This window comes from Streptomyces collinus (assembly GCF_031348265.1).
Classification (GTDB): Bacteria; Actinomycetota; Actinomycetes; order Streptomycetales; family Streptomycetaceae; genus Streptomyces; species Streptomyces collinus.
Map to the genome: position 1 here is coordinate 5,826,915 of NZ_CP133771.1, position 12,657 is coordinate 5,839,571.

Genomic DNA, 12,657 nt, shown 5'->3' on the forward strand with positions numbered 1-12,657 from the left:
CAGCCGCCGCGGACCGGTCGCCAAGGGCGACAGCGCGGACACAACCGCAGTACGGGACGGCCGGACCGGGGCCGCGCAGGGTCAGAAGCAAGGCCAGGGACCGGGCCAGGCGCCGGACGCCGGCCGTGGAGCCAGGACCGCACCGCCCGGCGCCCCGCAGGGCGGCTGGCCGTCGCAGGGCCCGCGCAGGGTGCCGGGGCCGCGGCCCGCGCCGGCGGAGGGGGCGCCGCCGCCGCACGGCATGCCGCGCCTCCCCGACGGCTGGCACCCGGACGGCACACCGCCCCAGGGCCTCCCACGCCTGCCGGACGGCACGCCGGTGCGCGGGGTGCCGCGCCTTGCGGACGGGACTCCGGCGCGGGGTGTTCCGCGGTTGCCGGACGGGACTCCTGCGCAGGGTTTTCCGCGGGTGGCGGACGGGGCTCCGGGGTCCGGTGGGCCGAGGATGCACGGTGGGGCTCCCGCACGTGGTGTGCCGGGGCCGGCCGACGGGGCTTTTGTGCAGGGTGTTCCGCGGTTGCCGGACGGGACTCCTGCGCATGGTGTGCCGAGGCCGGCCGATGGGGCCCCCGGGCAGGGCGTTTCTCGGCTCCCCGACGGGACTCCCGCGCGCGGGATGCCCCGGGTGGCCGGTGGCACGCCGCCGCGTGGAGTGCCGCGGCTGCCCGACGGCACGCCCGCGCACGGCTTTCCGCAAGCCCGTGGCGGGCATCCCGAGCAGCGCGAAGCCGGGGGCGGCTGGGGTGAGTTGAGAGGGAGTGGCGGGGCACCCGCTGAAGTCGGTGCTCCCATACCGCGGCAGCGCCGGGCATCCGTGCCCGGGCCGCGGCAGGACTATCTCGCTGCCTTCGTCGACGAGGAGGACGACGTCTTCGCGCCCCGTACGCCAGCCTCCGCGCACGCCGCGGACGCCTACGCCTCCGTCACGGACTGGAGCGTCGGCACCGCCGCCGACTCCGGGTCCGGGTCCGGTGGCCAGGACGACGCGAAGCCCACCGGCGAGCCCGCGCCGGGCAAGGGCGGCAAGGGCCGTGCCTTCACCGGCATCGCGGCCGCGGCCGTCACCACCGTGCTGGCCGTCGTCGTCGCCGGCCAGGTCGCCGACGACCCCGGCGGCGCCGGCGTGCAGTCGCAGTCCGCCCCCGACCAGGCCCGTGACGTCCGGGACTCCGCGTCCCGCGCGGACGGCCGGGCTCCCGCCCCCGAGGTCAAGCCGCTGACGTACGACGAGAAGATGAGCCGGACGTACCCGCTCGGCGCCAAGCTCAGGGGCCCCGGGAAGTTCGACGCCGTCCCCGGCATCGCCGAGGCGCCGGGTGCCGGGCAGAAGTTCACCTACCGCGTCGACGTGGAGCAGGGACTCGGGCTGGACGGCGCACTGTTCGCCGAGGCCGTGCAGCAGACGCTCAACGACCAGCGCAGCTGGGCCCACAACGGCGCCCGCACCTTCGAGCGCATCTACTCCGGCAAGCCCGACTTCGTGATCACTCTCGCCAGCCCCGGCACGACCGCCGACTGGTGCGCCAAATCGGGCCTGGACACCACCCAGGACAACGTCTCCTGTGACTCGGCCGCGACCGAGCGCGTGATGATCAACGCCTACCGGTGGGCGCAGGGCTCGGAGACCTACGGCGACGCCAAGATCCACGCCTACCGGCAGATGCTGATCAACCACGAGGTCGGCCACCGCCTCGGCTACGGCCACGTCACCTGCGACAAGGACGGCGACCTCGCGCCTGTCATGCAGCAGCAGACCAAGTTCCTCGACCACGACGGCATCCACTGCCGCGCCAACGCCTGGCCCTATCCCGGGAGTTGACAGGCGCCAGCGCCGGTGTGGCGCGGCTCGCGTTGACATGCCGCTTCCCGCGGCCGGTGCTCGTCGCGCTCGTCATCGGCCTGATCGGCTGGGGCAACATCGCCCGGATCGTGCGGGCACAGACCCTCACCCTTACCTGCCGGTCGTGGTCGGCATGGTCCTGGTCATCGGCGCTGCGCGCCGTCGACGGCCTCTCCTTCCGCCTGGAGGAGGGCGCCGCCCTGGCCCTGGTCGGCGAGTCCGGATCCGGCAAGTCGACCGTGGCGTCCGCGCTGCTCGGCCTGCACCGCGGCACGGGCGCGCGGGTCGAGGGCTCGGTCGAGGTGGCCGGCACCGACGTGCGGCGGGCCTCCGACGAGGAGTTGCGGCTGCTGCGTGGCGGGCGGGCCGCGATGGTGTTCCAGGATCCGCTGTCCTCCCTCGACCCCTACTACGCGATCGGCGACCACATCGCCGAGGTGTACCGCATGCACGCGCGGGTGTCCCGGCGGGCGGCACGCGCGTGTGCCGTGGAGGTCCTGGACCGGGTGGGCATCCCGGACGCGGCCCGGCGGTCCCGGTCCCGGCCGCACGAGTTCAGCGGCGGCATGCGCCAGCGCCCTGATCGCCATGGCGCTCGCGTGCGAACCCCGGCTGCTGATCGCCGACGAGCCGACGAGCCGACGACCGCCCTCGACGTGACGGTCCAGGCGCAGGTCCTCGACCTGCTGCACACGCTGCGCGAGGAGACCGGCACCTGCTGCTCGTCACGCACGACGTGGGCGTCGCCGCCGAGAGCGTCGACGAGGTGCCGGTGATGCGGCACGGCAAGGCCGTCGAGCACGGCCCGGTCACCGCCGTGCTGGGCGCACCGGCCGAGCCGTACACCCGGGAGCTGCTGGCCGCCGTGCCGGCGCTGGACCCGGAGGCCGCCGCGCGACGCCGGGCGCGGCGTCGGAGTCGGCGGCGGTGTGGCACGGGGCGATGCGTCGGGAGTCGGCGGCGGTGTGGCACGGGGCGCGGGGACGGGAGTTAGCCGCGGCATGACGATCTGTGTCCGCTTGATCTCCTAGCGCGACAGAACGCGACCCGCACGGGAAAGTTACGACCGTTCACCCCTTTTGGTGGTGCGACGGACAACCGTCCGTCGCACCACCGCCTTGTCCGCATACGTTCGTCCCGCTGCGAGCCGCCGGGCAACGGCGGCTCCCCATACGGGAGATCGGGGGTGCACTCGTGCGCATCGGACTGCTTACGGAAGGTGGCTATCCGTATGTGAGCGGTGACGCCAGGCTCTGGTGCGACCGGCTGGTGCACGGACTCGCCCAGCACGAGTTCGACGTCTACGCGCTCAGCCGCAGCCGGCACCAGGAGGACGAGGGCTGGATCCCGCTGCCACGGAACGTCCGCAGGGTGCGCACCGCACCGCTGTGGATGGGCGAGGACGACGAGGTGGCGCTCGGGCGCCGCGCACGCCGGCGGTTCACCGAGTGCTTCGGGGAACTGGCCGCCGTGCTGTGCGGGGTGCCGGGAGCTTCATCGGGGAATGTCTCCGGCGCTGTCGGGGGGATCTCCGGGGATGTCTCCGACGCTGCCCGGGGGGACTCGGCAAGTGCCTCCAGTGCCCCCGGAGAGGCTCCGACCTCGGAGGCGGACCGTTTCGCCAACGCCCTGTACGGGCTCGCCGAACTCGCCCGCGAGGAGGGCGGACTGACAGGAGCCCTCCGGTCGGAGGCCGCCGTACGCACCTTGGAACGCGCCTGCCGCGCGCCCGGCGCCCATCGCACGGCGCGTGAGGCGCGCGTACCGGACCTGCTCACCGTCGCCGCACACCTGGAAAGCGCCCTGCGCCCCCTCTCCCTCGACTGGTACGAGCACGACGGGCTCGGTGCGGTCGACCTCTGCCACGCCGCGTCCGGCGGCACGGCAGCCCTGCCCGGCCTGCTGGCCCGGCACTTCACCGGCGTGCCCCTGATGGTGACCGAGTACGGCGTGCGTCTGCGGACGCACTACCTCAACTCTCCGGACGCGCCGCCCGCTGTACGGTCCCTGCTGGCGGCCTTCCAGAGCCGGCTCGCGGCCGAGGCCTACAGGCGGGCCGAGGTCGTCACCGCCGGCAACACCCACGCCCGCCGCTGGCAGGAGCGCTGCGGTGCCGAGCGCGAGAAGCTCCGCACGGTCTACCCCGGCATGAACGCCCGGCCTTTCGCCGAGGTGGGAGAGTCCCCGGACTGCGCCGACCCCGACACCCTGGTCTGGGTCGGACGCGTCGAGCCCGCCAAGGACCTGGTCTCGTTGCTGCACGCCTTCGCAGAGGTCCGCAAGCAGTCGCCGGGGACGCGGCTGCGTATCGTCGGCACGCCCGTCGGCCCCGAGGGTGCGGCCTACCTCGGTCACTGCAGGACACTGGCCGCCCAGCTCTTCCCCGACGAGGCCGAGGGCCCGCACGCCGTCGGAGACAACCCGGTGTCCTTCGAGGAGACCGGTGGCCCTGAACTTCCGGCCGCCGCCGACGCCTACGCCTCGGGCGCCGTGACCGTCCTCTCCAGCGTCGTCGAGGGTTTCCCCGTCGGCCTCGTGGAGGCCATGCTCTGCGGTCGCGCGACGGTGTCTACGGACGTCGGCGCGGTCGTGGAGGTCATCGGCGGCACGGGGCTCGTCGTACCGCCGCGCAATCCGCAGGCGCTCGCCGAGGCGTGCGTGGCGCTGCTGCGCGACCCCGAGCGGCGTGCGCGCCTTGGAGCCGCCGCTCGTGCCCGGGCCCTCGAACTGTTCACGGTCGAGCAGAACATCGAGGCATTTCACAGCATTTACCTGGAGATCGTCTCGCGGGCACCCGTCCGCCGGGACCTCCTCGACGGAACGGGAGAGCCGCTGCCGTTCGCGGTTCCCGCCGAAGCCCATGTGCCCGTCCGCTGGACCGCCGCGTCCCCCAGCCTCGCCGCCCGCAGTGGCCCCGGCTGGGCTGCGAGCAGGCCCGTGCGCGCGACCACTCCCCTCCCCGCCCCGGAGGGCGCCCGATGAGCGACTTGGGCGAACTGAACCGTCCGGGAACCCCGACCGGCCCTGGGGTTCGGGGTCTCCGCCCGCAGAAGGAACCGGCCACGACGATCACGGATTCGGCCACGGCGGATTCGGCCACGACGCACTCGGCAACGACGGATTCGGCAGCAACGGATTCGGTCACGACGGACGCGGCCACGGCGCACTCGGTCACGACGGACGCGGCCAGCGCGCACTCGGTCACGACGAACGCGGCCACGGCGCACTCGGTCACGACGGACGCGGCCAGCGCGCACTCGGTCACGACGAACGCGGCCACGGCGCACTCGGTCACGACGGACTCGGCCGTCACGGACCCGACAGCACCAGAGGCGGCCGCCGACCTCAAGGTGCCCGGAACCCGGGAGCCGGCCGCCGGCCGCAAGGCGTCCGCCCCGCGTCGGGGCGCTGTCGACCCGGTGAAGGCGCTGATGCACCGTCACCGGCAGCTCTGCGAGCGTGCGGTGGACCCCCTTGAGATCGCCGCGGGACTGGAGGCGCACGGCATCACCGACCGGACCGCCGCCCGCTTCCGCCACCGGGACGTCTTCTCCCTCGCCGAGGAGATGTACGCGCGTGCCTCCCGCGACGGTGAGACGCCCCTGCCCGCCCCACCCGTCACGCCCCGGGTGCGCGCCGGCTGGGCCCTTTTGACCCTGCTGCCCGGTGCGCTGTGCGCCGCCGCCGTGACCGCCGTGCACCTCACCCATGGGCGGTCGCGCCTGCTCGCGGCCGCAGCCGGTGCCCTCGCCGTGGCCCTGGCACTCCGCGTGGCCCTGCGCCGAGGTCCCCTCAGCAGGACCGATGCGGACCGGCCCGGACCGCGACCCGGCGCGGCCGCCGGCCGGACCGCCCCCTGGACCCTGTGGCTCGTCACCTACTCCCTCCTGGGCAACGGCCTGCTCGACAGCGCCCTCGCCGGAGGCCCCGACGCCCTGCCCACCGGCACGGCCGACGGCCCCTGGCCCCTCACCGCCGCCCCGGCCCTGGCCCTCGCCCTGGCCTGCGCGCCCGCCGCCTGGGCCGCACACCTCTTCACCGTGCACACCCGTCGCCGACTCGGGGCCAGCCGCGGCCTGGAGGACTTCGCCGCCGCCGTACGCCCCCTCCTGCTCGGCACGTTCGCCCTGTTCCTGGGCGCCCTGGCCGGCCTGCTCACCCTCTGCGCAGCAGTCCTCGACGAGCCCGCCGCCCTCGCGCAGGCCCTGGCCCTGGGCTCCCTCCTCTTCCTGGCCCGCCTCCTCACCACGCACGGCTTCACCTACGCCCCCGCCGTGGTCCTCACCGCGGCGGCCATGGTCGAGGCGGGCGCCCTCGCCACCGTCTTCGCCTCCCGCCTCCCCGCTCTGGGCTTCCTCGCCACCCCCGTCGAAACCCTCGTCACCACCTGGGGCGCCGGGAGCGTCCCCGTGCTCGCCTGCGGAGCGGCGGCCCTGGCCCTCCTGGTCCACGCGACCCGCAAGCTGACCCGGGCCTCGGCCCACGCACCGCCGGAGCCCGCGCCGTGACCGCCCCGGATACCGGCCCCGCCGCCGCGGGCGGCACCCACCCCCTCCCTTCCTTTCCGCTCCCTTCCTTTCCGCCCCGAGGAGAAACCGCATGATCACCCACCCAGGAGCCCCGGCGACATGGGGAGCCGCGCGATGAGAGTCCTGTTGATCGGAGCCAACGGCTACATCGGGCGCTTCGTCGCCGACCGCTTGCTCGCCGACCCGGCCGTGCAACTCACCGCCCTCGGCCGCGGTGACGACGCCGACGTCCGCTTCGACCTCGCCTCCGGCAGTCCCGGCGCCCTCACCCGCTTCCTCGACGCGGTCCACCCCGGTGTCGTCGTCAACTGCGCCGGCGCCACCCGCGGCGGGGCCCGCGAACTCACCCGCCACAACACCGTCGCCGTGGCCACCGTCTGCGAGGCGCTGCGCCGCAGCGGCTGCGGTGCCCGGCTGGTGCAGATCGGCTGCAGCGCGGAGTACGGCCCGAGCCAGCCCGGCTCCTCCACCGCCGAGGACGCCGTGCCCCGGCCCGGCGGTCCGTACGGGGTCAGCAAACTCGCCGCCACCGAGCTGGTCCTCGGCTCCGGCCTGGACGCCGTCGTCCTGCGCGTCTTCTCACCGGCCGGACCCGGCACCCCGGCCGGTTCCCCGCTCGGCCGTCTCGCCGAGGCCATGCGCCGCGCCATGCAGTCCGGCGACGGCGAGCTGAAACTCGGCGGCCTCGGCGCACAGCGCGACTTCGTCGACGTCCGCGATGTGGCCCGTGCCGTCCACGCCGCCTCGCTCTCCGCCGCGCAGGGCGTCATCAACATCGGCTCCGGTCGCGCGGTGCGCCTGCGCGACGCCGCCGCGGTCCTCGCCCGGGTCGCCGGATACGGCGGGGCCCTCCACGAACTCGACGGTCCCCCCGGCGCCCTGCGCACGGCCATCGGCCACCCCCGCCCCGACCCGGACCACGCGCCGCCCGTCGCGTACCCGTACCCCGACGGCTGCGGCAGCTGGCAGCAGGCCGATGTGCGCACCGCCCGCGACCGGCTCGGATGGCGTCCCCGGATCGGCCTGGAGGAGTCCCTCGCCGACATCTGGATGGAGGCGGCATGCCGCATCTGACCAGATCCCGGCGGCACACCTCGGACACGGAACTCCGCCCAGGCGTCGGCGTCCCCGGGTACGCGCACCCCCTCCTCGCCCCCACCGAGTGGGGCGAGCTGACCCGCCCCGGCACCCCTCTGCACTGGGTGGTCCTCAACGTGTCCGACGGCCCCGGTGCCCGCCCCGACCCGCACTGCCTGGAGGCCGCCGGCCGGCTGCGCAACGCGGGCGTCCGCGTCCTCGGCCGCCTCGACACCCGGTACGGCACCCGCAACTTCGGCGAGCTGGTCTCGGACGCCCACCGGTTCGTCGACTGGTACCAGGTCGACGGCTTCCTCCTGGAGCGCTGCCCGGCGGACCACGCCGGGCTGCCCGAGGTCCGCCGCACGGTCGCCACGCTCCGCGTGATCCGTGACGCTGCCCACATCGTCCTCGGCCACGGCATCCACCCGCACCCCGGCTACATCGAGCTCGCCGACCAGCTGGTCACCTTCTCCGGACCCTGGAGCGACTACCGCTGGTCGCAGGTGGCCGAGTGGACCGCCGACCATTCGCCCGAGCGCTTCTGCCACTTCGTCCATGGCGTGCCCCGCCCCCACCTGACCGAGGCGCTGTGCATCGCCCGCTGGCAGGGAGCCGCGACGGTCTGGATCACGGACCACACGGACGGCGGCGGGGACGCCGACCCCTGGGAGGCCATGCCCGGCTACTGGGACGAATTCGTCTCGCGTGTCGGAACAGGTGTCTCGGAATGAAAAAGGGCATGGCACTGTTACGGGGAGAACAACCGTAGTGATTGACCGACCAACGGAGTCCCCGTGTCGCTGCCACCCCTGGTCGAGCCGGCTTCCGAGCTCACCGTAGACGAGGTCCGCAGGTACTCCCGCCACCTGATCATCCCCGACGTCGGGATGGACGGGCAGAAGCGGCTGAAGAACGCCAAGGTGCTGTGTGTGGGCGCCGGCGGCCTGGGCTCGCCGGCGCTGATGTACCTGGCCGCCGCGGGCGTCGGCACCCTCGGCATCGTGGAGTTCGACGAGGTCGACGAGTCGAACCTGCAGCGCCAGATCATCCACAGCCAGGCCGACATCGGCCGCCCCAAGGCCGAGTCCGCCCGTGACAGCGTCAAGGGCATCAACCCGTACGTGAACGTGATCCTTCACGAGGAGCGGCTCGAGGCCGACAACGTGATGGAGATCTTCAGCCAGTACGACCTGATCGTCGACGGCACGGACAACTTCGCGACCCGCTACCTGGTCAACGACGCCTGCGTGCTGCTGAACAAGCCGTACGTCTGGGGCTCGATCTACCGCTTCGACGGACAGGCGTCCGTCTTCTGGTCCGAGCACGGCCCCTGCTACCGCTGCCTGTACCCGGAGCCCCCGCCCCCCGGCATGGTCCCCTCCTGCGCCGAGGGCGGCGTCCTGGGCGTGCTGTGCGCGTCCATCGGCTCCATCCAGGTCAACGAGGCCATCAAGCTCCTCGCCGGCATCGGCGACCCGCTGGTCGGCCGACTGATGATCTACGACGCCCTGGAGATGCAGTACCGCCAGGTCAAGGTCCGCAAGGACCCCAACTGCGCGGTCTGCGGCGAGAACCCGACCGTCACCGAGCTCATCGACTACGAGGCCTTCTGCGGCGTCGTCTCCGAGGAGGCCCAGGCGGCGGCCGCCGACTCCACGATCACTCCGAAGCAGCTCAAGGAGTGGATCGACGACGGCGAGAGCATCGACATCATCGACGTCCGCGAGCCGAACGAGTACGAGATCGTCGCCATCCCGGGCGCCCGGCTCATCCCGAAGAACGAGTTCCTCATGGGCACCGCCCTGGAGAGCCTCCCGCAGGACAAGAAGATCGTCCTGCACTGCAAGACGGGTGTCCGCAGTGCGGAAGTCCTCGCGGTCCTCAAGTCCGCGGGCTTCTCGGACGCGGTGCACGTCGGCGGCGGCGTGATCGGCTGGGTCAACCAGATCGAGCCGTCCAAGCCGGTGTACTGAGCCGCACCGGTCCTCCCTCTCCGAGCGGCGGGGGCTTCGCGCACCACGGGTGCGTGGAGCCCCCGCCGTCGTCATGAGCAGACCTTGCCGTCCTTCGGCACCGTGCCGTCCAGCAGGTACGCGTTCACCGTGGAGTCGATGCAGTCGCTCCCACTGCCGTACGCGCCATGCCCATCGCCCCGCCAGGTGAGCATCACTCCGACGCCCTTGCCCAGCTCGTCGGCCATCCTCCGCGCTCCCTCGTACGGGGTGGCCGGGTCGCCGGTGTTGCCGACCACCAGGACCGGTGCCGCGCCGGGGGCGCTCACCTCCGGTGTGTCGTGCTGCCCCGGCACCGGCCAGTCGTGGCACCAGCCGGCCGTGTCCCAGCCGAGGAAGGCGCCGAAGACCGGGGAGATCCTCTCGAACCGGGGCAGCAGCGGCTTCGTCTCGGCCATCGTCGGCCGCTGCCGGTCGTCCAGGCACGATATGACCCGTTGGGAGTGGGTCGTGGTGCCGTAGCGCCCGGACGGATCGCGTTCGTTGTAGCGGTCGGCGAGGGCCAGCAGCTCCGAGCCGTCGCCCCGCTCGGCCGCGTCGAGGGCGCTGGTCAGGGTCGGCCAGCTGTCCTTGCTGTACAGCGGCAGGAGGATGCCCGTGACCGCGAGGGTCTGGGTCAGCTTGCGTCCGGGCGTGCCCGCCGGCAGGGGCCGGGCGTCGATCCGCCGCAGCAGGTCCGCGATCTTGCGTGTGCCCTCTTCAGGGTCCTGGCCCGTGGATGCGAGGTAGCCGTTCAACGCGCGCTGGAAGCCCCTGGCCTGGTTCTCGGCGTGGCCGACGGTGTCGGCGCCGGGGTCGACGACCGCGTCCAGCGTCATGCGGCCCACCTTCTTCGGGAAGAGGTGGGCATAGGTGCCGCCCAGTTCGGTGCCGTAGGAGATGCCGAAGTAGTTCAGCCTGGCGTCGCCGAGGACTTGCCGGATGCGGTCCATGTCGCGGGCCGAGTCGGCGGTCGAGACGTGCGCCATCAGCTCTCCGGCGTTCTTCCGGCAGCCCTCGCCGAAGTCTGCGGCGTCCTCGAAGTACGCCTGCTCCTCGGCGGGGGTGTCCGGGGAGACGTCCACCGACTCGGCGGCCTGGATCTCCTTGTCGCCCCGGCACCGCACGCCCTCGCTGGCGCCCACGCCGCGCGGGTCCCAGCTCACCAGGTCGTAGCGCTCGCGGAGCGAGGAGACGGTCGGGGCATACGACGGCATCATGGACACGCCCGAGGCGCCCGGGCCGCCGAAGTTGAACAGCAGCGACCCGACGCGGTCGTCACCGCGGGCCTTGGCGCGGATCAGCCCCAGGCCGATCGTCTCGCCGTCCGGCTCCGACCAGTCCAGCGGCACCTTCAGCGTCGCGCACTGCCAGTCGCTGCTCGGCGCGGGGCCTTCGGCGGTGGCCTTGCAGCGGCCCCACGAGAGTCCGCTTCCGCCGTCGTCGGACGAGCCGGCGCTGCAGCCCGCGGCCAGCAGGGCCGAGGCGGCCGCCAGAGCGGTCCACCGAACGAAGCGCATCATTGCCCATCCCCCCTCGCAGGCCGTCCGCTCCGTGCCGCGGATGGCGGTCAGGCCATGGTAGGCAGATCCCGTCTCGGCCGTTTCGGCCTGTGGATAACCCTCTGACCTGCGAGTATCCCGGACCGCTGGGATGTCAGGTACAAACGGTCCCCGTGGGCGGCACCTTTCCGTCCAGCAGATAGCCGTTCACCGCGCCCTGCACGCACTTGTTCTTGCTGTCGTACGCGCCGTGCCCCTGACCCCGGTACGTCAGCTCGACCCCGACGCCCTGGCCCAGCGCGTTCACCATCGCCCGGGCACCCTGGTACGGCGTGGCCGGGTCGCCCGTGTTGCCGACGACCAGAATGGGTGCCGCGCCCGGAGCGCTCACGTCCGGATGCTCGGCGGCGCCGGCCACGGCCCAGTCGGTGCAGCCGATCATGCCCCAGGCCAGGGAGTCGCCGAACAGGGGGGAGGCGGCCCGGAACTCCGGCAGTCGCCGCTCGACGTAGGCGGCGTCGTAGCGAGGTTTGGCGTCGGCGCAGCTGATGGCGGTGAAGGCGGCGGCCGAGTTGTCGTACTCGCCGTTCTCGCTGCGTCCGTTCATCGTGTCGGAGAGGAACATCAGGGTGCTGCCGTTGCCGTCGTAGGCCTCCACCAGGCCATCGGTGAGGAATTCCCAGAGGTCCTTCGAGTACAGGGCCTGCAGGATGCCGCTGGTCGCCGCGGTCTGGGTCAGCTGGCGCGGGAAGATGCCCTCGATCGGCTTGCGGTCGAGGTCGTCCAGCAGGCGGGCGATACGGTCCTTCACGTCCTGCGCGCTGTCGCCGATCGGGCATTCCTCGGTCTTCGACACGCAGTCCTCGGCGAAGTTGTCGAGCGCGAGCTGGAAGCCCTTGGCCTGTCCCAGCGAACTCTGTTCGGCGTTCTGCGTGGGGTCGACGACGGCGTCGAACACGGCGCGGCCGACCCGCTGGGGGAACAGGTGGGCGTAGACGCCGCCCAGTTCGGTGCCGTAGGAGATGCCGAAGTAGTGCAGTTTGCCGTCGCCGAGGACCTGGCGCATCAGGTCCAGGTCGCGGGCCGCGTCGGTGGTGCGCACATGCGGAAGGATCTTCCCCGAGTTCTGCTCGCAGGCGTCGTTGAACTCCGTGGTGCTGTCCAGGAGCCGGGTGCGTTCGGCCGCGTCGTCGGGGGTGCCGTCCTGCTGGAAGTAGGCGTCGAGCTGCTGGTCGTTCTCGCAGATCACGGGGTCGCTGCGGCCGACCCCGCGCGGGTCGAAGCTGACCAGGTCGTAGCGGGTGCGCAGTTTCTCGTAGCCCTCCGCGAAGGCGGGCAGCGAGGTGACGCCCGACCCGCCCGGGCCGCCGAAGTTGAAGATGAGCGAGCCGATGCGTTCGTTCTCCGCGCCGGTCGTCCTGACCCGGATCAGTTCGAGGCCGATCGTGTCGCCCTTCGGGTCGTCCCAGTCGAGCGGGGCCTTCATGGTGGCGCACTGCCACTCGCCGTCGTCCGGCAGAGGGGAGGGCGAGGCCCCTCCGCCCTGGGCCTCGTCCGGGGCCGGGCAGGCCTTCCAGCTCAGTTCCTGCCGCGTCACGTCCTCGCCCTGGGCGTCGTCGCCGCAGCCCGCCAGCACGGTGGACAGCAGCAGGGCGGTGACGGTCAGGACGGCGGCCCGCGGTGGGAGGAGGGATGGCATGGTTCCATCCTGCGGC

Annotated in this window: 8 protein-coding genes and 1 pseudogene; 7 read left to right on the top strand and 2 right to left on the bottom strand. The window is 73.0% G+C overall.

Features of this window, described 5'->3' with window-relative positions; all coding sequences use genetic code 11:
• The first annotated feature begins 445 nt into the window (after nucleotides 1-445).
• From RFN52_RS26655 to moeZ, 7 genes and pseudogenes are all read left to right on the top strand, one after another.
• Nucleotides 446-1,819, top strand: a complete 1,374-nt coding sequence (locus RFN52_RS26655) for a DUF3152 domain-containing protein (protein WP_184849719.1) — start codon at nucleotides 446-448, stop codon at nucleotides 1,817-1,819.
• A 173-nt stretch (nucleotides 1,820-1,992) separates the two neighbouring features.
• Nucleotides 1,993-2,720, top strand: a pseudogene (locus RFN52_RS26660) (ABC transporter ATP-binding protein); the annotation flags it as partial.
• 314 nt (nucleotides 2,721-3,034) lie between these two features.
• Nucleotides 3,035-4,822 carry a DUF3492 domain-containing protein gene (locus tag RFN52_RS26665; RefSeq protein ID WP_184849721.1) on the top strand — a complete coding sequence of 596 codons (1,788 nt, stop codon included), beginning with the start codon at nucleotides 3,035-3,037 and terminating at the stop codon, nucleotides 4,820-4,822.
• On the top strand, nucleotides 4,819-6,348 hold the full coding sequence (locus RFN52_RS26670) for a RodZ family helix-turn-helix domain-containing protein (RefSeq protein WP_311241062.1): 1,530 nt from the start codon (nucleotides 4,819-4,821) through the stop codon (nucleotides 6,346-6,348). The genes RFN52_RS26665 and RFN52_RS26670 overlap by 4 nt, the downstream gene beginning before the upstream one ends.
• 135 nt (nucleotides 6,349-6,483) lie before the next feature.
• A complete protein-coding gene (locus RFN52_RS26675) occupies nucleotides 6,484-7,443 on the top strand; it encodes an NAD-dependent epimerase/dehydratase family protein (RefSeq protein WP_010047687.1) in 960 nt (319 codons plus the stop codon).
• Entirely contained in the window at nucleotides 7,431-8,180 is a 750-nt protein-coding gene (locus tag RFN52_RS26680; RefSeq protein ID WP_184849723.1) for a spherulation-specific family 4 protein, read from the top strand. Before RFN52_RS26675 ends, RFN52_RS26680 begins: the two co-directional genes overlap by 13 nt.
• A 63-nt stretch (nucleotides 8,181-8,243) precedes the next feature.
• Nucleotides 8,244-9,422 (top strand): adenylyltransferase/sulfurtransferase MoeZ, encoded by a 1,179-nt coding sequence (gene moeZ, locus RFN52_RS26685; RefSeq protein ID WP_161363870.1) that lies wholly within the window; start codon nucleotides 8,244-8,246, stop codon nucleotides 9,420-9,422.
• 71 nt (nucleotides 9,423-9,493) lie between these two features.
• Here the strand turns inward: moeZ and RFN52_RS26690 are convergent, their stop codons facing one another.
• Nucleotides 9,494-10,963: an alpha/beta hydrolase gene (locus RFN52_RS26690; RefSeq protein ID WP_184849725.1), complete on the bottom strand. Its 1,470-nt coding sequence runs from the start codon at nucleotides 10,961-10,963 to the stop codon at nucleotides 9,494-9,496.
• Between the two features lie 133 nt (nucleotides 10,964-11,096).
• On the bottom strand, nucleotides 11,097-12,641 hold the full coding sequence (locus tag RFN52_RS26695; RefSeq protein ID WP_184849727.1) for an alpha/beta hydrolase: 1,545 nt from the start codon (nucleotides 12,639-12,641) through the stop codon (nucleotides 11,097-11,099).
• Between the last annotated feature and the right edge of the window lie 16 nt (nucleotides 12,642-12,657).

Excerpts from the sequence above, each read along its gene's own strand:
- RFN52_RS26690 (WP_184849725.1), bottom strand. The coding sequence starts at position 10,963 with ATGATGCGCTTCGTTCGGTGGACCGCTCTGGCGGCCGCCTCGGCCCTG.
- RFN52_RS26695 (WP_184849727.1), bottom strand. The coding sequence starts at position 12,641 with ATGCCATCCCTCCTCCCACCGCGGGCCGCCGTCCTGACCGTCACCGCC.
- RFN52_RS26655 (WP_184849719.1), top strand. The coding sequence starts at position 446 with ATGCACGGTGGGGCTCCCGCACGTGGTGTGCCGGGGCCGGCCGACGGG.
- RFN52_RS26670 (WP_311241062.1), top strand. The coding sequence starts at position 4,819 with ATGAGCGACTTGGGCGAACTGAACCGTCCGGGAACCCCGACCGGCCCT.
- RFN52_RS26675 (WP_010047687.1), top strand. The coding sequence starts at position 6,484 with ATGAGAGTCCTGTTGATCGGAGCCAACGGCTACATCGGGCGCTTCGTC.
- RFN52_RS26680 (WP_184849723.1), top strand. The coding sequence starts at position 7,431 with ATGCCGCATCTGACCAGATCCCGGCGGCACACCTCGGACACGGAACTC.